General features: G+C 51.9%; 15 protein-coding genes. 4 read left to right on the top strand and 11 right to left on the bottom strand.

All coding sequences use genetic code 11. The annotated features are described in order from the left end of the window. The first annotated feature begins 197 nt into the window (after nucleotides 1–197). Nucleotides 198–1,934 (top strand): phospholipase D-like domain-containing protein, encoded by a 1,737-nt coding sequence (locus J7619_RS01230; protein WP_291193094.1) that lies wholly within the window; start codon nucleotides 198–200, stop codon nucleotides 1,932–1,934. A gap of 76 nt (nucleotides 1,935–2,010) precedes the next feature. Here the strand turns inward: J7619_RS01230 and J7619_RS01225 are convergent, their stop codons facing one another. Next, the gene (locus J7619_RS01225; RefSeq protein ID WP_291193092.1) at nucleotides 2,011–2,436 is read right to left on the bottom strand and encodes a hypothetical protein; all 426 of its coding nucleotides are present in this window, start codon (nucleotides 2,434–2,436) and stop codon (nucleotides 2,011–2,013) included. 188 nt (nucleotides 2,437–2,624) lie between these two features. On the opposite strand from J7619_RS01225, the gene J7619_RS01220 reads away from it, so the two are divergent. The 3 genes from J7619_RS01220 (at nucleotide 2,625) to J7619_RS01210 (ending at nucleotide 6,830) form a co-directional block, all read left to right on the top strand. Next, nucleotides 2,625–3,929, top strand: coding sequence for an OmpA family protein (locus tag J7619_RS01220; protein WP_291193090.1), 1,305 nt, complete (start codon nucleotides 2,625–2,627; stop codon nucleotides 3,927–3,929). A 307-nt stretch (nucleotides 3,930–4,236) separates the two neighbouring features. Then, nucleotides 4,237–6,192: an ATP-binding protein gene (locus J7619_RS01215; RefSeq protein ID WP_291193088.1), complete on the top strand. Its 1,956-nt coding sequence runs from the start codon at nucleotides 4,237–4,239 to the stop codon at nucleotides 6,190–6,192. Then, the gene (locus J7619_RS01210; protein WP_291193086.1) at nucleotides 6,189–6,830 is read left to right on the top strand and encodes a response regulator transcription factor; all 642 of its coding nucleotides are present in this window, start codon (nucleotides 6,189–6,191) and stop codon (nucleotides 6,828–6,830) included. Before J7619_RS01215 ends, J7619_RS01210 begins: the two co-directional genes overlap by 4 nt. A 95-nt stretch (nucleotides 6,831–6,925) precedes the next feature. Here J7619_RS01210 and J7619_RS01205 read toward each other — a convergent pair whose 3' ends face one another. The 10 genes from J7619_RS01205 to J7619_RS01160 form a co-directional block, all read right to left on the bottom strand. Further along, complete coding sequence (locus J7619_RS01205; RefSeq protein WP_291193084.1) at nucleotides 6,926–7,516, bottom strand: DUF4136 domain-containing protein; 591 nt, start codon at nucleotides 7,514–7,516, stop codon at nucleotides 6,926–6,928. Between the two features lie 47 nt (nucleotides 7,517–7,563). Then, nucleotides 7,564–8,256 (bottom strand): hypothetical protein, encoded by a 693-nt coding sequence (locus J7619_RS01200; RefSeq protein ID WP_291193083.1) that lies wholly within the window; start codon nucleotides 8,254–8,256, stop codon nucleotides 7,564–7,566. 199 nt (nucleotides 8,257–8,455) lie between these two features. Beyond that, the gene (locus J7619_RS01195) at nucleotides 8,456–11,107 is read right to left on the bottom strand and encodes an ABC transporter permease (RefSeq protein ID WP_291193081.1); all 2,652 of its coding nucleotides are present in this window, start codon (nucleotides 11,105–11,107) and stop codon (nucleotides 8,456–8,458) included. Continuing rightward, entirely contained in the window at nucleotides 11,104–11,442 is a 339-nt protein-coding gene (locus J7619_RS01190) for a PadR family transcriptional regulator (protein ID WP_291193079.1), read from the bottom strand. The genes J7619_RS01195 and J7619_RS01190 overlap by 4 nt, the downstream gene beginning before the upstream one ends. A gap of 293 nt (nucleotides 11,443–11,735) precedes the next feature. Continuing rightward, nucleotides 11,736–12,602, bottom strand: a complete 867-nt coding sequence (locus J7619_RS01185) for a phosphoenolpyruvate hydrolase family protein (RefSeq protein WP_291193077.1) — start codon at nucleotides 12,600–12,602, stop codon at nucleotides 11,736–11,738. A gap of 60 nt (nucleotides 12,603–12,662) precedes the next feature. Further along, nucleotides 12,663–13,913, bottom strand: coding sequence for a Tm-1-like ATP-binding domain-containing protein (locus J7619_RS01180; RefSeq protein ID WP_291193075.1), 1,251 nt, complete (start codon nucleotides 13,911–13,913; stop codon nucleotides 12,663–12,665). 12 nt (nucleotides 13,914–13,925) lie between these two features. Then, nucleotides 13,926–14,222 (bottom strand): Dabb family protein, encoded by a 297-nt coding sequence (locus tag J7619_RS01175; RefSeq protein WP_291193073.1) that lies wholly within the window; start codon nucleotides 14,220–14,222, stop codon nucleotides 13,926–13,928. A 38-nt stretch (nucleotides 14,223–14,260) separates the two neighbouring features. Further along, nucleotides 14,261–17,401: a HEAT repeat domain-containing protein gene (locus J7619_RS01170; protein WP_291193072.1), complete on the bottom strand. Its 3,141-nt coding sequence runs from the start codon at nucleotides 17,399–17,401 to the stop codon at nucleotides 14,261–14,263. A gap of 43 nt (nucleotides 17,402–17,444) precedes the next feature. Further along, entirely contained in the window at nucleotides 17,445–18,119 is a 675-nt protein-coding gene (locus J7619_RS01165; protein WP_291193070.1) for a DUF1080 domain-containing protein, read from the bottom strand. Between the two features lie 28 nt (nucleotides 18,120–18,147). Beyond that, nucleotides 18,148–19,671, bottom strand: a complete 1,524-nt coding sequence (locus J7619_RS01160) for a RagB/SusD family nutrient uptake outer membrane protein (protein ID WP_291193068.1) — start codon at nucleotides 19,669–19,671, stop codon at nucleotides 18,148–18,150. Nucleotides 19,672–19,681 lie beyond the last annotated feature (10 nt).

Here is a 19,681-nt window from a genome sequence, read left to right as displayed (position 1 = left end):
AACGCCCGCATTATAGAAAAAATTCGATGAATATGGATGACAAGGTTGTCGCAGGTAATTTCCTACTGCGGAAAGCGGAGGGAACCGGAAACTAAATTCATGAAATGATAACGGCAATCGGGGAATAATGGCCATGATGTTTTGGTAACTTGTTGTATATCTTTTTCTTATTGGTGTTCCTCCTAAATCGACCGACTATGTCAAAAAAAGTAAGGCTGGTGCCTGCTATGGCGCCGGAACCAAAAACCAGGGTAGCGAAGCCTTTTGTAAGGGCTGTTGGCAACAACGACCAGATTATCATCGCCTGGAAGTATGAAGGCGCCATCAAGGATTGCATTGGTTTTGCCGTGTACAAGCAAATGAACAATGAAACCGAGGCGGAGGCAGACGCACTGCCTAACCGCATCGGCTTTGAAGGGGAACCTTTCAGGAAAGGGGAACAACGCCCCAGCTTTGAATGGCCTATCCAGCGCTTTGTGTGGACGGATTTTTCCATTAGTCACGGAGATAAGGCCCGGTACAAGGTTGTACCGATTTTATATGACGGCATACAATTGCAAAAAGATACCAATAATGCATCCGATTGGACGCCCTATGTTTTTGCCCAAACCGGCGTTGACCTGGAAGGCAACAAATCTCCGTATCAGGCTTATTTCAACCGGGGGGTAGTTTCATCCCAGTTTTTTTCCAGAATGAAAGAAAGCCTGGCGGATGAGCTGCCGGGAACCACCCTGAGTGCGATCATTGATGGAGAGAATAACAGGATCAGGGATTTTCTGGGAGGTTTTCTGGACAACCGGCTGTTCCGTCTGCTGGACGACGTCATATCGGATGCTGAGATAACCATTTATTCAGCACTTTACGAACTGCATCAGGAAGACTTCATTACGAGGCTTTGCCAGATCGGATCGCGTGCCCACGTCGTTTTGGCTAATGGAGCCGCCAAGAAAAAAGGAGAGGATAAAAATGAAGATTCCAGGAAGAAGATCAAGCAGTTTCAGGTAGATGTGTACGATCGCATTGTGGACGTCACCCAAAAGCATTTCGCGCACAACAAGTTTATCGTGATCTGCAAGAATGGCAAGCCGCTGAAGGTCTGGACGGGAAGTACCAACATTACCTCGGGCGGAATGTTTGCACAAGTAAACAATGCAATTCTGATCGAGAATGAACAGCTGGCCAATATTTACATGGAAGAATGGCAAGCATTAGTGGACGACACGCAAAATAACGCCAGTGGCTATGGGGATAAGTTGTATCATCATAACCTGAAAGCGAAAGTGTTTGCCGATAACGGCAGCCGCGTTTGGTTCTCCCCGACGCGGGATTTCAAAGACCTGGAGGATGTGGAGCGTATTTTGGAAGAGGCCCAACAAAGCGTCTTATTTCTGATGTTCAATCCGGGTCCGGCCAACACTTTCTTTAATTACATACAGGATTTACAGGCGCGGAAGCCGAAACTGTTTATCCACGGAATTATTAATCAGGATCCGGGGGCATCGTCGCACAAGCCGCTGATCTTTTTCCATAAAGGACAGAAAGTGGAAACGGATTGGGATGCGATCTTGCCGAAGAGTATTCCGGAGGCATTTGCCTTTTGGTATAAAGAAGTATCCGCCGGAATGGTCACCATCCATAGCAAGGTGTTGGTAGTAGATCCTTTTGGCGAGAAGCCTTACGTGATTACGGGCTCGCACAACTTTGGGCCTAAGGCCAGCAAGACCAACGACGAAAATTTGCTGATCATTCAAGACGCGTCCCTGGCTGCCCAGTATGCTGTCAATATCATGGCTGTTTATGATCACTATCGATGGCGCTACTCTTTGTTCAATCAGTTCAGCAACTTTTCCGGCCTTACCCGCGACAGAGAGTGGATGACCGACTACATGACTGATCAGATTCGGATGAAGGAGTTGGATTTCTGGATCCATTGAGGGCGTTTCCGGCGGCGCTACGCGGATATAAGCCGCAAAATCGGGGCCCTGATCGCCGGGCCTCTGATTTTGCGGCTTATTTAATTTTCACGGATTGGATGATTTGCATGACTGTCTTCACATCGCTGCTACGGCTGTAAATCGTAAGTCTGAGCGGGTTGCCGAGGTCATAGTAGATTCCGATTATCCCTTCACCGGGCCTTTTCGGTGTGACCATTCTCGTCGGATAGCCGTCGCGATTGCCTTCTGTAATGCTGTGCGTTTGCGAAGTTATGCTTAAAAATTGGTTGGAATACATGCCGTAATCGTAGTGAAGCGTATCCTTTTGATTGGTGAGGCCGCCCACTTTGGAGTCATAACCCTGCGCAGTGAATTTACTCCATGTCGAAGGTGCTTCGACCGTGAAAACACCGAAATCAAATGTTTCCCATTCGCTTCGGGGCTCTTCTTTTGTACAAGCCATGAATAGGAAAAAACTCGTCAGAATTAGAATAGTTCTCATGTTTTTCGCCCAGCGTTTTTGTTTGTCCGATTCGTTTTACAAGTGCAAGACCAAAATCATTTCTGATCGGTTGCAATCACGAGGTTGGCTGATCTAAGTACTTCTACGTATTTTCAAACATCCGTATTGCCTCGCACAAATGGCCCGATGAGATGAGGTTACTTTGTAACATCAAATCACAAATGGCTATGAAAAATATTCTTGTTTTATTCTCTGTTGTACTTTTTTCTGCATCTGACAGTCTGGCTCAGGTGGTTTTAGACCGGTTTCACGACAAAGTAAGGGGCCGCGCCGAACAGCGGGCCGATCAGGCGATGGACCGGGCCATCGACAAGGTGGAAGAAGCGATCACGCAAAAGCCCGAAAGGAAAGGAACCGGGAAAGGTGACGAAACGGAAACAGCGCAGCCGGTACCCGCAACGGATACCGGCACGACCTTCAAAAGCTACTCGTCTTACGATTTCGTGCGTGGCGAGCACGTCAGATACGCGGAGGATTTCTCGCAGGATGTGATCGGAGAGTTTCCCATGCATTGGGCTACCAATAACCGGGGTGAGGCGGTCACCATTGAAGGTTTGCCAGGCAAATGGATGCGCATGTTTATCGGAGAGTTTGTGTCACCCGAGATTAAGAAACTGCCCGATAATTTCACGGTCGAATTTGATATGCTGCTCACTTATATGGGTAATGATGAGCAGGACTTTGGGTCCATATTTCCCAGGTTTGAATGGCAGCTATTGCAATTGGCTTCCGGCGGGGAAAGTGCCAGGCTTTTTGCACAAGGCGGGAATGAAGTGCGCAAATTGAGTTTGATTGTCCAGCCGGCTTACGAGGACCGTTCTTCGATTTATGTGCAGAGTTACGATAAAGGCGCTATGTATTTCGAGGGCGGTAATAAGGACCTGAAAAAATTTAGCAACAACTACCGCCGGCCATTTCACGTGGCGTTCTGGGTGCAAAAACAGCGGTTGCGCTGCTGGATCAACGAGGAAAAAGTATACGACATACCGCAGGCAATAGCCCCGCAAACCGCATTCAACCACCTGGGTTTTTTAATGTCGGACAATAACCAGGAGGAAAATGTAGGGGTGTATGTATCCAATATCAGGGTATCGGAAGGCACCGCCGATATGCGCAGCAAACTTATTACCGAAGGAAAGCTGGTAACGAACGGGATCCTGTTCGATGCTAATTCCGATCGTATAAAACCGGAAAGCGCCGCCGTGCTGAAACAAATCGCTTCGGTCATGCAGGAGAATGCGCAGGCCAGAGTCAGGATTGATGGCTACACGGATAGCGACGGAGAGGACGCGAAAAACCTGGATTTGTCCCAACGCCGGGCGAATGCGGTAAAAAATGCGCTGGCAAATGTGTATAAGATTGACGCTTCCAGAATGGAAACGAAGGGAATGGGCGAAGCGAAACCCGTTGCGGACAACACAACCAAAGAAGGCAAAGCGCAAAACCGCCGCGTCGAGTTCATCAAACTGTAAAGGTTATTGGTTCCTTCTGATTTTAAATGTGCTATGAATACATTTCGATTTGGCTTCCTCTCATTTTGTATTACTTTGAATGTTCTTTGCTCAGCGAGAGAAGCGGGCATGGGCGGGAAAAAAAAATAATGACATCCCGCAACCGGTCGGGCAAATTTTAGAGAGTGCCAGGCAAACCGGTTCCGGTAGGACCGCGAAAATGCAGGAACGCCAGGTTTGCAGTTTATCGAACTTGCGGTACTAGTCGGAGGCGTTGAAAATCAGGTCAGGAAAACTAACTTTGGGCTACCATAACCGGCCCTTCACCATGAATAAAATTTCCGCTTTACTTTTTGCTTTTTTCTTGACCGCGCATGCGATACGTGCCCAGGATACGGAAGAAGCAAAAATTCTTTCGGCCAAAGACGACTCGGCTAAAATCATCCGGCTGGCCAACTATGCATTTAGCTTTGTCGACTCCGACAAACAAAAGGCGGCGCGTCTGTACGATGAGCTGATGCGCCTGAGCAAAAAACTGAATTATCCGTATTGGTCGGGAATGGTTTGGTTTAACCGCGGGTATATGAGTGCCAAAGCCGCAAATGATGTGCAGGCGATACAGAATTTTGATTCGGCGATCATGTATTTGAGTAAAACCAACCGGGTCGATATGGAGGCATATAGCCATTTAAATATTGGTGCGATCGCGGAGCGGCTTGGTAAAATCGATGAAAAGGTCAGCCGGATTTCAAAGGCGATCCATCTTTTGCAAAACACGAAATACCAGAACATTCTCGCGAATGCGTATAATGCTATGGGTGTGCTGTTTTTCAATCTTGACGAGTACAATAAGGGCTTGACCTATTTTCAAAAAGGCGCGAAGACGGCGGTTCAGGCCAAAGATACGTCGACGCTGGTGGAGGCCCTGTACGGAATGACGAACTGCCTGTCGTCGCAGCGGAAATTTCCCGAGGCTTTAACGAATGCCAACGAGGCGGTCCGCCTCGCTACGCTGCGCGGCAGCGACTATACTTTGTGTGTTGCCCATAACAGTATGGCCGAGCTGTACCGCAAATGGGGTAAGGCAGGGTTATGTATCGAACACGCCAGGCTGGTGCTGCAATATGCGACCGCCAACAACGACGTCCAGTACCAGTTGATCGGCACAATGGGGCTGGCCGATGGCAACCGCCTTGCGCAAAATTTCCGGGAAAGCATCCGGTACTATAACCAAGCGTTGCAACTGGGCAAGGAAAAAGCGGTGGTTATCCAGTTGGATGATATTTACAAAGGCCTGTCGGAAGCTCACGAACACCTCCATGATAACGGGCCGGCTTTGGACTACTATAAGAAATACATCGTTTATCGCGACAGCGTCAGCAATGAAAAAATCCGGAAAAATGCCGCGGAACTGGAAGTAAAGTATCAAACGGCGGAAAAAGAGAAAGTGCTGTCCCAGAATAAATTACAATTGGCCCAAAAGGATTTACAGCTTCAAAAAAGCCGCAGTTACATCTATTATGCTTTGGGTGCCTTCGTATTGGTATCGTTGGTTGCGATCCTGCTTTACCTGCAATCGCGGTATAAAAAGCAATCGCATGCCAGGGAATTACAGTCGATTCAGCAACAGAAGGAGCTGCAATTGTTGCAGGCACTTATGCAGGGAGAGGAAAAGGAGCGTAGCCGCATTGCCAAAGACCTGCACGATGGCGTAGCAGGTATGCTGGCCGCGGTGAAAATGCATTTGAGCAGTACCGGGTCGGCCGACGGACTTTTGAAAGAGGACGGGTACCGGCAGGGGATGAACCTGTTGGATGAAGCCACCGATGAAATCCGGAAAACCTCGCATAACCTGATGCCCGAAGTACTGCTGCGGCACGGGTTGGACGTTGCATTGAGCCGCTATTGCGAGCGGGTCAGTAGTAACAAAGCGTTGAAAATCCAGTACGATTCCTGGGGAGAGATCGACCGCTTCGCGGATAGTTTTGAATTGTCGGTGTACCGTATCGTCCAGGAACTACTCAACAATATAATTAAGCATTCAAAAGCTTCCCACGGAATGGTGCAGCTGACTCAGCAGGACGACCTTCTTTCGATTTCCATCGAAGACAATGGGGTAGGGTTGGCGACGGGAGGCAATGACCAGGGAGGAATGGGACTGCACAGCCTCCAAAGCCGGATCAAGGCGATGAACGGGAAAATCGATATAAAGGAATCGGAGGATGGCTTCGCGGCTTACCTGGAATTTGAGATCCTAAATATAAAAAGGGAAGTAGCTGTATGAAAAAGATTGAAGTCGCCATTATCGACGACCATGAGGTAGTGATAGACGGCCTGGTGGCTATGCTTTCAACCGCCGACCAGCTGGAAATTGCCTACACGACGCAAAGCGGGAGGGAGCTGCTCGGGTACTTGCAGGCAAATGCGCCCGATGTGTTGCTGATGGATATCCAAATGCCGGAAATCAGTGGCATCGAGTTATGCAAGCAGGTGTTGCAGCAGCAGCCGAAGGTAAACATTATCGCATTCAGCAGTTTTGACGATTCGAGCTATGTGAAAAATGTCATGCGCAAAGGGGCCAGGGGTTACCTGCTGAAAAACTCCGACAAACGGACCATCATCCGGGCGATCGAGTGCGTGATGCGCGGGGAGGATTTTTTGGATGATGCGATCAAGAATATCCTGTTGCAGGAAACCATCACGGGACAGCGTCGTTCTATTTATGAGATACCGCTCACCAAAAGGGAAAAAGAGCTTGTGACGCTGATCGCGGAAGGACATTCCAGCCAGGAAATTGCCGACAAATTGTATATCAGCCTGCGAACCGTCGAAACACACCGGCTGAACATCAATCAGAAAATGGGCGTGAAAAATACAGCGGGGTTGTTGAAGGAAGCTATCAAAAGAGGGTTGATCGATTGAGTTGAGCAGTTGGCCATCGCTAATGCCGGCGCCAACGCGCGCATGCCGGATTTCACACATTGAAATCCGGCACGCGGTGATTGAAATATTTGACACTATTTTACATCGGGATATTTTCCCAGAATCTGCATGGCTTCTTTGGCAAATTGTTTGCTCAGGCTACCCGCGTCATTGACAGGATTCTCCATCGATCCCCGCCAGAGCAACTCGTTGGTTTTAGCATCGATGACGTCGATGATCAACGTGCCGTCTGTGTAATGCTCCTGGTGATAACCGGTGTTCCACGGGTTATAGTAGCCGGCATAGGCAATCGGGATGAGCTGGCCGTGGAAGTAGTAAGCCCGCGGGCCAAATCCATAGCCATAATAAGGATATACGGGCGGATTGGGGACATTCTCGGTTTTCTGTGTCGTGAAGATGTGGTACATCAAAAGCAGGTCAGGATTCTGCTCATCCTCGGTAATCCCTTTCTTTGTAAACTCGTTCTTCACGGCAGCACGAATATTCTCCTCGGTGATCGAGTTGGAGAGCTGGGGAAGCTGTTTCGTATTCTCTTCGGGTTTTACCCAGGCGTATTTTTTATAGTGGGTCAGGTGAGCGGAATCTACCTGGTCTACTTTGACCGAGGCACAGCCTGCCATGATCAGCACGGCGGTGCTGAGAAGTGCGATTGTGATCGTTCTCATGATTTTGTGTGGTTTGATGTTGGTGAAACGGAGACGCCAGGAGGGATTCAGAGGTTCTTTTTAATGTACGCTTTCAATTTGGCTGTTTCCAGTTTGAGATCGGCTTTGGCCTTACTGGCGTCGGTTCCGGCATCCTGCTCCGCGGCTTTCAGGTGAGCCCTGGTTTCCACGATCAGTTTTTTGCCCTCGTCTCTGGTCGAAGCCTCCATATCCGCGGTTTTTCTTTCGAGGCCATCCAATGCTTCCCTGAGATGGTCGTTGGTTTTGACTTCAAATTCGGGTATGCTCTCCCATTTTTCGATTTTGTAATGGGTAACCATCATCTCGGCGGGCCAAAAGCCTTTTTTCAGTTCAGCGGAGGTGAGCTTGCCGGCGGTTGCGAGTTTTTGGAGGTCCTGTAAATGACTTACCGATTTTTCGAATTCGGCTTTGAGTGCCCCTTTGTCCTGCACCCCTTCTTTCCGGAGCGCGGAAATGCCCTCGCCGATCTCTTTGGCGGCCTTTTCGTAGCTTTTCAGGTCGAGGTCTTTAACGGCTGCGTCGAAATGCCGTTCGGATTCAGCCAGTACCGGTTCTGCGACCTCCTGTGTTTTGTATGTGGTGTCGTAAGCGGTCTTGTCGTCCTTGAGCGAATCGGCCTCGTATTGCTTTTCGGCCTTTTTACGGCTTTCGCATCCGGTTTGTAGCAGTACAATGCCCAGGGCGAGTATGGGTGTCGAAAGAATGATTCGTGCTTTCATGATTTCTCAGGTTCTGTTTTGGATTGATCCGTTAGCGGATGTTTGCTGCGATCAGCTATAACGAAAGTATAGGCTGTGCCTGCAAGCGGCAACGCAGGATCGTCAGAACGCCGGAATGTGTCGTTGGAAAGGGAGAATCTGTCGTTTAGCCCGCCCGGATGCGCCGAAATCCGGGCGAGCTGATTTCGGTAGCCCTGCGCTATTCGCTGCGCAGACTTTTTGCAGGATTGGTAAGGGCTGTCTTTACGGACTGAAAGCTTACGGTCAGGAAGGCGACCAAAACGGCCAATAGTGCGGCTTGAATGAATATGAATACATCGATACCGATCCGGTACGGATAGTTTTGCAGCCATTTGTCGATCGCATAATAGGCCAGAGGAAATGCGAAGACAAAGGAAATCGCAACCAGTTTCAGGAAGTCGGAGGTCAGAAGCCGTGTAATGCTGGCGACCGACGCTCCCATGACTTTACGGATGCCTACCTCCTTGTTGCGCCGTTCCGCCGAAAGTGTGGCCAGTCCGAAAAGCCCGATACAGGAAATGAAAACCGTTAGAATTGTGCCGAACAGCATAATTTGCCTCCATTTGGCTTCGGATTCGTACTGTTTTACGTTCTCATCGTCCATAAATTGATAACTATACGGATTGAGCGGGAAGAGTTGGGTGAACGTTTTGGCTATATGCCGGAGGCTGGAAGTTTCCGTTCCGGGTTTGATTTTGACAAAGAACTTCCCATAAGGATTGTCCGGCCTCATGGTGAAGAGCTGAGGACCGATTTTCTCGTTTAAATCTGCGTAGTGATAGTCTTTGACAACGCCGATCACCGTGCATTTGAAATTTTCATACGAGAAATCGACGATTTGCCCGATCGGGTCTTTCCATCCTGCCTGCTTCACGAACGCCTCGTTGACCAGTACCGATCCGGTGGAATCGGCCGGGTAATCGGCGGAGAAATTACGGCCCCGCACAATCGGTACCTGAATGGCCGGGAGGTACTCCGGATCGACGGTTTCGTATGTGAAAGCGACTTCCTCGCCTCTGTTTACTTTCGCCGACGTATTCCAGCGGCCGCTGTTTTTGGGCGCTACGGCGAGGACATCGGGGTCTTTTTGCAGCTGATGTCTCAGCAGGTACGCCTGCTGCCGGGTAAGGTTGGATTTATCGACACTGACTAAGTGCTCGTCACTATATCCCAAATCTTTATTAATCAAATAATTGAACTGCGAATTGATCGTAAGCGTGCCGATGATCAGGAAGGAGGCGATGGTGAACTGAAGTACCACCAGGGCAGTTTGCAGATAGTTTTTTCCTGAGAGCTGCAAGCGGTGGTAGAGCGTTTTGACAGGATTATAACCAGACAACACAATAGCCGGGTAAAATCCGGCCAGCAAGCCCGTGATCAGAAACAGAGCGAGGTAACCCAGTACCAGGTTGCTATCGAAGAGGTACGAGAGCGCAAGGGCCTTGTCGGCAAGCTGGTTAAATACAGGCAGCACTAATTGGACCAGCGCAAGAGCAAAAATGAAAGCGACCATGCAAAGCAGGAACGACTCACCCAGAAACTGGGCGACCAGTTGCATCCGGCCACTTCCGACTACTTTGCGGATACCGATTTCCTTCGCACGCTTCAACGAACGGGCAACCGTCAGGTTTACGAAATTGATACAGGCGATCGCCAGAATAAAAAGGGCAACACCGGTAAGAATGTAGGAGAATTGCGGGTTGCTGTGGCCCGCCAGGCCATTATCGGAAGGCAATTCGGCGCTCAAATGCATATCCGTGAACGGTTGAAGGCTATATACTTTTTTGTCCTTCATTCCATATTTCAGGGCCACTTCCTTAATGGCTTCCTTCGCATCCGCATTGTAGACCAGGTTCATCTTTCGTTCAACCTGCGCTATACTCGCTCCCGGAGTGAGCAGAACGAAGGTGTTCATGAAGGTATTGAACCAGTTTGTGGCACGGTGCATTTCGCCCGGACCGATGACCATCGGGATCATGATATCGAACTTGATCGATGAATTCTGCGGGGATTTTTTCGCCACGCCGGTGACGGTGTAAGGTTCGAAGCGTGCGTCCTTTTCAAAACTGTCCTTCATTAAGAGCGTCCTTCCCAGTACGTCTTTACTACCAAAATGTTTTTCGGCCATTTCTTCGGAGAGCACGACCGACCGGGGTTCTTTCAGTGCGGTTTTCGGATCCCCGTTCAGCAAGGGAAAAGAGAATACTGAAAAGAAGGAAGAATCGGCGCGAAAAACTGTTTCACTTTTGATTTCATTGCCTTTCTTGATGTCGTTACGGTGTCCATGGTAACGAACGAATGCTTTAATTTCCGGCACGCCGGCGGCAAACTTCGGGCCGGGAACATAACCTGTGTTTCCCGTGGCGCCTACCTGCTTCCCTGCGGGAGAGATGTATTTGTTGGTGATGCGGTAGATATTCGGATTGTTGGCATGAAACTGGTCAAAACTGACCTCGTCCTTCGTGTAAAGCAGGATCAGCATCGCGGCCGCGAGGCCGATGCTCAGCCCGACAATATTGATGAACGAATAGGCCTTGTTGCCGGCCAGCGTCCGCAGTGCAATGGTGAAGTAATTACGGATCATGTCAGGACTGAATACAAACGGGGACGAATAGTATTGTTTTTGTCTTTTGATATACCGCCATTTCAGAAAGCCCAAAGCTTCACGCCAATAATGCAGCCGCGCTTTTCGCTCGCCTTCCTTTTTTACCTGGTATTCGAATTCTTCATGCAAATCCCCCAGGATCGATTCGAGCAAGTGCGGAGCGCAAACCAGGCACAGCAGCTTGTCGGCCCAGGCGGGAGGTTGCGGGAGATGTTTTGATTTCATAATTCAATGGCCGGTTTAAAAGGTTTTGTTAGGCGGGACCAAAGATTTTCCCGCACCTCGCGTACCTGCGTAAGCGTGCGCTCGCCGTAGACTGTGAGCGTATACAGCCGCTTGCGCCGCCCGCCACGTTCGGCGGTGGGCTCGCCCATGCTGGACTTTACCATCCCTTTTTCTTCGAGACGCTGCAATGCGGAATGGACCTGGTTCAGTTTCACCGGGCGTCCTGTATTTTCCGCGATCTCGTGCATCAGCGCCACACCGTATGCGTGCCCATCGAGCGCAGCGGTAGAAAGCAGCACGATTTCTTCAAACTCTCCCAAGTAGGCCCTGTTCATATCAACAATTAGTTTCACATTTGCTGATAAAATAGCTTGCCAATAAATATTGGCCAGTGTAATGTATTGTAATATAAGGTGTTATTGTTTTGGATGGGCGGTGCGAAATGTTCATTTGCGGACAATAGATGTCCGGCTATACGATGAGTTTATCATGCGGGACAGGTAGATCGAAACGGTAAACGTATCTGTCTGGTTGGGCGAGAATTCGAGGTATCCCTGACAGTCTATCAGGCCAATTACCCCGGACCCATCAAGCCAATGGCTACTGAACAGGTCCGGGACTATGCGTATTAACGATTGTTGAGCATAATGCTCTTGAAATCGCGGGTAAGATTCGTAAGCGATTGCTCTACGCCCATGCGTTCAAGCGAGGATGCGCCTACAAAGCCGTGGATGTCGCTTTTGGAGAGTACTTCGCGGACATCGGCAGGCGTGTTTACCGGCCCTCCGTGCGCGAGTACGAACACGTCTTTATTGACGTTCCTTGCCGCGTCGCCGATCTCCTGGGTGCGTGCAATGGCCTCATCCATCGTGCAGGTCGCATCCACCACACCAATAGAACCGCCTACGGTAGTGCCTACGTGGGCAATGATAGCATCCGCACCCACTTCCGCCATTTGACGGGCTTCTTCGGGGGTGGCCACATACACGATCGAGAACAGGTCCATCATCGTCGCCAGCCGGATCATCTCCACTTCTTTGGCAAAGCCCATTCCGGTTTCTTCGAGTACCTGTCTGAAATGGCCGTCGACGATGCTGTGGGTAGGGAAGTTGTTCACGCCCGAGAAGCCCATTTCCTTCACTTTCAGCAAATGGTGCCACATTCTGCGGCGCGGGTCGGAGCCGTGCACGCCGCAGATCACGGGGATTTCCTCCACTACCGGCAGCACCTCGAACTCACCGATCTCCATCGCCACCGCATTGGCGTCGCCGTAGGCCATCAGCCCGGCCGTGGAGCCGTGTCCGGCCATTCTGAAACGGCCCGAATTGTATATAATGATCAGGTCTGCCCCTCCTTTTTCAATGAATTTGGCACTGATACCCGTACCCGCGCCGGCCGCTATGATGGCTTTCCCCTGGTCAATGGTGGCTTGCAGGCGGTCTCGTACTTCTTGTTTGGTGTAGGGATTTCCCTTCCCGGTCCATGGGTTAGGCATAACGTTTCGTTTCGATTATGATTAAAAAATGATTTGTGTCTCAAAAGTAATGAATGGAGGCTATCTCCTTTCAATTGCCGCCGCCTGACCTGCTTTTTGCACGACACCCAGCAGCGTCGCCACCAGCAAATGGGCAAATGCCGGGTCGTTGATATGCATGTCGGCTTCGGTAACCTCCACATTGTCAGGAGTATGTTCCCGGATTGCATTGAACAGCGCTTTGTCCGCCGCCGGATCGTAAAAAATGCCGCCTTCCGAATCGACTTGCGATACGCCTTTCAGCGGCAGGACGATCGACGCAGGTACGGGTGAGCGTCCGACCTTGCGCGCGAGCCGCTCGCCCAGGATAGCGTTCTCATGTGCGTCCGTACGCATGAGCGTCACGTCCGGCGCCCAGCTGTACAGGTGCCGGTGTGCATAAGGCGCAGGTACGGTATCCAGGTGCGCGAAATTGACCATATCCATGCAACCCGGCACCACCACTTGCGGAATACCCATGTCGGCCGCCGCAGTCAGTCGTTCCGGGCCGGCATTGCATATGCCCCCGCAAAGATCGTCGGCGAGCTCGGTGGTGGTAATATCCAGCACTGCGTCGAAAACGCCCTCACGGATGAGCGATTCCATGGTTTTGCCGCCTACACCCGTCGCGTGAAATGCAAGCACTTCGTACCCTTCCTTTTGGAGCAGCTCCGTGCATTTATCCACGCAGGCCGTGGTGTTGCCAAACATGCTGATGGCAATGCAGCGCGAAGCATCTTCGGATACCGGTTCTATGTTGGCCATTGCACAGATCGCCGCGGCCGCTTGTTCCACCAGCAGTTTGAGAATGTGGTTGGTACCGGCCACGTCCACCACCGACGGGATGAGCATGATATCCTTGTCGCCGATCTGCCGCGACAGGTCTTTGGTAGCCAATGTGGTGAGGCATAATTTGGGGACGCCGAACGGGATTTGCTGCATGGCGGAAAGCGCAATATAAGTACCGCCGCCGCCGCCAGTGCCGATCACGGCTTTGATCTTCCCTTCGGCATAGAGCCGTCCTACCAGCCGCGATGCGCCTTTGCCCATGACGTCGATCGCCCTGCCGCGGTCGCGGTGCTGGCGCAGCTCGGCGATATCGCCGCCTGCTTCCGCCGCCACCTGGTCGGATTCAAAATCGACCGGGAAGGAGTCCGTACTGCCGAAAATACCTGTGTTGATCGTGAGCACGCTTTCGCCACGGGCAAGGATGCATTTGCGCAGATACGCGAACACGTCGCCCTTGGTGTCGAAACACCCGAGGACCAAAATACTTTTATCGGAAAATGCCATATGCAATTATAATTAAACATCGATATCAAAAACAACCACCCGTTCCAGTTTCGGCACCACCACTTCCTTGGCGCGCTCGTGCACGGGATGGGGCAGGTACGCGTCGCGGGAGGCCAGGGTGTCGAACGTCATCACAAAACCATGTGTGAAACCTTCGTTCAATCCCTCGGTACTATTATATGGGCCGTATTCCATATCGAGCAGCCCGGGTATTTGCCCCACCATTTCTTTCATGGTTTTGAAGCAAAAGGCAATCTGCTCCTCGGTCACGGCCGGTTTGAATTGAAATACACCAAAATGTCTGACCATATGCTCAATGATGATTTAAATGGACCCTGTTGAGGTTACTACTTTAATGTCCTGATATAAGACAGCAGGTCGGCCACCTGTTCATCGCTGTAATTGTCGATCAGGCCTTTGACCATAAACGACCGCCCGCCGAGGAAGCCCTGGCTTTTGATAGCCCCTGCTTCGATAAAGCTTTTGCTGCCGCCCATGAATGCGAGCGTCGTGCCCTGGTTGTCCTTGTTGACCAGGTACCCTTCGAGCTGGGTGCCGTCTTTTTTGGTCACGCGGTAAACCGCATAGCCGGATTCTACGGCGGCGTCAGGATTCAGGATCGCGGTGAGCAATGCTTCATTCTCCCGTTTGGCCGATCCGTCGAGCGCGGGGGCGATGGTCTGGCCCTGGTTGCCCACCTGGTGGCATAACAGGCACGTCTGGAAGAGCACTTTCCCCGTTTCGGGATTTCCTCCGTGTTTTTCGGCAATGGCAATGTATTTGGTCAGCTTACCCTTAAATTCCTTCCGCCTGGTTTCCTCGCGTTGCTTCACACCATTCATAATCGCCGTACTGCGGGCGTCATTTTTGGTGGCACCGGCAATGCGCTCGGCAGCCGGCAAATCGAATGCGGAGAGCGGCAGCTGCTTTTTCTCGTGCAATGCCAACAAGAGTCCGGCGCCTTGCGGGGACGATGAGAGCACCGTTGCCAGGTCTTTCTTCTCGGAGTCGTTCAGAGCTGGTAGCCATTGTGCCGCGGCTTGCCGGGCTTTGGCGGGATTGGCTTTCGCCAGGCTTCCCAGGGCCGCTGCCCGTATGTCGAAACCGAAATTTTTGTTACTAACCATTTTCAAAAACAATGGCTCGCTTTGGGCGGCATCTGTTTCCAGGACTTTGATAGCCAGTTTCAAAGTGGCGTCGGTAGCATCATCGGTGACCAGCCTGGCGGCGGCGTCGCGCGCATTCGCGATCCGGTAGCGGCCGGCTACATCCAAGGCAAGATCGCGTTCAGCAGGAGCAGCGCTTTGCAGCAGGGTATTCACGGGGGCAGCCAGCAATTCGGACATCGCCGCCGATTGTACCTGCGATTGGTTTTGTACCGCAAAACCCAGATACGTTTTGGCTTGGGAAGGCTCGTCCAGCATTTGCTTCATGGCCTGGTATATGTCCTTATTGGACAGCATCGCCGCCATACTCACGAAAGTCGATTCATCCAGGGCCGTCAAATGCGCCTTGGGCCAGAATTGAAGGAAGGCCTTATCCCTTTGCGCGGCAGGTAATGCCTGCACGGCCCAGAGCATATGCGTGGCCGGAACTTCCTGCGCCGCAGGAGAGCCGATGAATTGGCGCAATGCTTCCGGCGATTTTTCCAATGCTTTTCTAACCAGGTAGCGTTCAAAACGGCGTTCATAGCTGCCGCCCATCTGGTTTCCGGGAAGCTCGGGTTTGGCTGCTTTCACGAGGATTGCGATCGATTTCGGATCGGCAGCATCCGCTTCATCCAATGTCCGGATCACCTGCGAGCGTACCGCCGGATTAGGGTCTTCAATCAATGCGGCAACGGCGTCGGCAATCTCCGATGATTTTAACCCAAAACTATTGAGCGAACGAATGGCCTCCCTGCGGATGTCCGACGAATTCGCTTTCAACAATGTGTTTAGCAATGCCGCGTCATAATGCCGGATTCCTTCCAGCGACCACAAGGCATGAATGCGCGAAACGGGATCGTTGGATTCTTTCGAGGCGATATCGATCAGTTGTGACGCGAGTTTGGAAGTCTCAGCGGCCGGGCGGTCGGTAATCTGGTGCCATGCTGCCCGTTTTTCCCAGAGCGAAGGTGATGTCAGGTACCCGGGTAAATCTTCGGTTTTAACCTCATAAAAATTGGCTACCTGCCTGGGTTGCTGGCTCACGTGGCGGATGCGCCAAATGCGGCCATGGGTTTTGTCGCGATCGGGATGGGTAGTGGGCAGCTCGTTATGCGACACGATTTTGTTGTACCAGTCGGCGATGTAAAGGCAACCGTCCGGCCCGAATTCCATGTTGACGGGGCGGAACCAGTCGTCTTCCGAGGTAAGCAGGTCGGGCAGGTGGCTTGACGTGACGGTGCCATCCTCGTTGCGCACCATTTTCACCGCATTGATCGAGCTAGTAATGGGGTTGGCCAGGAATGCGACATCTTTATATTCATCGGGGAATGAGCCCTTGGTATCGTCGGCAAAAGCAGTCCCGGAAATGCCCGTACCGCCGACCCTGAACGTATGCAATGGCGGCATGAATGGCTGGTAGGGCCGGATCCTGTCGTTACCGATGCCGGGGAAACCGACGCCGGGCTCCAATTGCACGACCGAATACCCAAGGTCGTTGGCCTCCGAACCATACCATTGCCCATTATGCCGGAGCTGGAAACCCCAGATGTTGTTCAAACCGGAACTGACTACTTCCAGCTTTTTACCATCGAGGGAGAACCGGCCGATCTTGCTGAAATCGATCTTGGCTTTGCCATTGCCGGTCAACGAAGTAACCTCGCCCTTGTTCAGCCCACCGTGACTGAAATGGATCCAGTCGCCCGGCGCCCGCACGAGCGTGTGCGCCATCGTATGTGTGTCCGTGAAGCCGAAACCGGTCAAAAGCGGCAGGCGGTTATCCGCCTTTCCGTCCTTGTTGGTGTCGTCGAGGAAGAACATTTCCGAGCCCTGGGCGACGTAGACACCGTTTTTGTAAGGTAAAATGCTCATCGGGATAGTAAGCCCTTCTGCCCAGATCGACGTCCGGGCAGGCGTTTTGCCGTACAGATTGGATATTACGACGATCTTGTCCGTGCCCTTCGTTTTTCCCTGGTACAGATCCAGGATGCGTTTGAAATTCGGATGGGTCTTTTGGGCGTTCTGATCGTCCATCAGCCGCAACAGGTCGTTCCATTGAATATCGGCGATAGGGTCGAGCGGGTACATCCGGGCCGTCTGCGTCCAGAGCCTGCCTGCGTCGTCGAATGTAAGGTCGACGGGGTTGACAATGCTGTCGCGCTCGCTGGCCACCAGTTCTATTACAAAACCGGGCGCGACTTTGAACCCCGCCAATTCTTCCTCGGGCGTGTACACACCCGTCCGCGTCGATTGGGTTTTATCTTTCCGCTGGGCAAAGGTACTCCCGGCTGTGCAGAAAAGCGCGAGAAAAAGAAGCCCGCACGGAATGCTTTTACGCGTCATATCGTATTGATTTTGTTTTGTTTAAACTAAAAAATAGCGCGGTCTATAATTCAGAAATCGTCAGATCCCGGAATTCTACTTTTGCCGCCCCGCCGCTGTGTATTTGCACTGCTATAAACCCCTTCGAAGGAATCCTGGGATCGGTTTCGGTGTAGTCGCAGGTTTTGACGCCATTGATGTACAGCTCGTGGCGATTGCCCTTGCAGCGGATCATGTAGCTGTTCCAGCCGTTTTCATGCAGCAAATGGCTCAGCGTTTTCAGGTCACCGCCGACGAGCTTTCCCCTGCGGTGCTCATCGTAAATGTCGCCCCAGTAGCCGGTACCAATGTCGGCCTGGTAGCCTACCACCTTGCCGCCATCGATGATTGAGCGGTACTGAATGCCGCTGTTGATCAACCCGGTTTTGGCGTCGCCGGTAAGTCGGAACAGGCAGCGGAACTCAAAATCGCGGTATTCGCCGGTGGTGAGCAGGTAGCGGTTGGCGGGGATTTTTTCTTTGCGGTCGCCGCTCACCAGCGCGCTGTCCGCCACCTGCCAGAGTTTGATCTCCGCCGGGTCGGCCGTTCGCCAGCCGTTCAGCGTCTTGCCGTCGAAAAGCGAAACGGATTTAGGCGCTTGCTGTGCCGATGCCTGTTCCGGCAAATGCAGGGCCACCGTGAGCAGCAGGGCCGAGCCTGCTGCTTCCAGTATGAAATTGGGGTTCAGGAGTTTTATCATATCGTTTCAATTAGGTACTACAATGCGATTACCAGCCTTCATTTTGAACCAGTGTGCCGCCGGACTTGTCGATCTCCGACTGAGGGATCGGGAAATAGTCGTTCTTGCCGTCGACGTACTTGAAGAAGTTGCCGCCCCATTGCGGGTTGATCTTCACGTCGTTCTGCCACCGGTCCTTCGATCTCAGGAAGCTGCCCGCAATGCCCCAGCGGCGCAGGTCGTAGGCTGTTTTGCCTTCGAACGTGAATTCGACCCGGCGCTCGTGGCGGATCGCTTCGAACACCTGCGCTTTGGTGAGGGTCGTGGCTAATGCAGGCATGTTCACCGACGGCCGCGCGCGGACTTTGTTGATATAACCCACCGCACCGGCCGCGTCGCCCGTCTCGTTGAGCACTTCCGCGTACATCAGCAGCACTTCTGCATAGCGGTACAATGCGAAGTTAGCGGAAGTGTGCCAGGGATAGTTCTGTTCGATTTCGGCACCTGTTTTACCCGAAATCACCCATTTCTTGACTGCAAAGCCGGTTCCGTTTACCACATCCTTGAAAACCTGTCCTTCGAAATTATCGCCCCTGCGGAAAATGGAGTAGGTAAGGCGGGGGTCTTCCCTGGGCTTCGTTTCGTATTCGTTCACGAGGTCTTTCGTCGGCCTGATCCACCCCCAGCCGCCGCCAGGTACATAGCCTTCGCCGTTGGGCGCGCTGTACGTGGTCGAGAAATTGCCCAGGTTTTTGCCGGTGTTGGCTTTGTATTGTATCTCAAAAATGGATTCGGGATGGTTTTCAATCGAGCCGTCGAATAATGCTGAATAGGAGTCCAGCAGCCTGAACCGGCCGGAGTTGATCACCGTTTCGAGCAGGGGTTTGGCCTTGGCCCATTGTTTTTCCCAAAGGTATAATTCGGCAAGCACGGTTTTGGCGGCGTAAGACGTGGCGCGTCCCAGGTTGGCGTCGTCGTAGGAATCGGGCAGGGTCGATGCCTGGATGAGGTCTTTTTCCACCTGGTCGAAAATCTCCTGCCGGGTAGATTTCGGTACCAGCAACTCGTCGATGCCTAGTGTTTTGGTAATCAGCGGTGCATTGCCATACATTTTTCCCAAGCGCAGGAGCCACCAGCCGCGTAGAAAGTAGGCTTCCTTGATCAGCCGCGATTTCAGGGCTTCGTCCATTTGAATGCCGGGTATTTTCTCCATCGCCTGGTTGCAGCGGTAAATGCCTTCGTAAATCTGGAACCACTGGTTGGCCAGCTCCCCGTTGTTGGGTTGGAGGGTGTATTGGTAAATCTGGTTCCAGGCCACGCCGTCGGGATGCGGCTCGGCATCGGAACTTTGAATATCGCCCCACATATCCATGCCCGTCACATTGCTGGTGCTACCGCCTGTGTGGTAGGCCAGAATGGCATTGTAGCAGGCAACTACCGCAGCCTGGGCGTCGCTCGTGGTGGTATAGAAGTTTTCCTGGGAAATCGAGCCGATCGGGTCCAGGTCGAGTTTGCCATTGCAGCCGAAGGTCAGGGCTGCCAGCAAAAGCATTGAATGTATGTTTCTTTTCATAATAAAGACC

The sequence above is a fragment of the Dyadobacter sp. genome (assembly GCF_017744695.1).
In the GTDB taxonomy this organism is placed as follows: domain Bacteria; phylum Bacteroidota; class Bacteroidia; order Cytophagales; family Spirosomataceae; genus Dyadobacter.
This window is presented reverse-complemented; position numbering and strand designations above follow the sequence as displayed.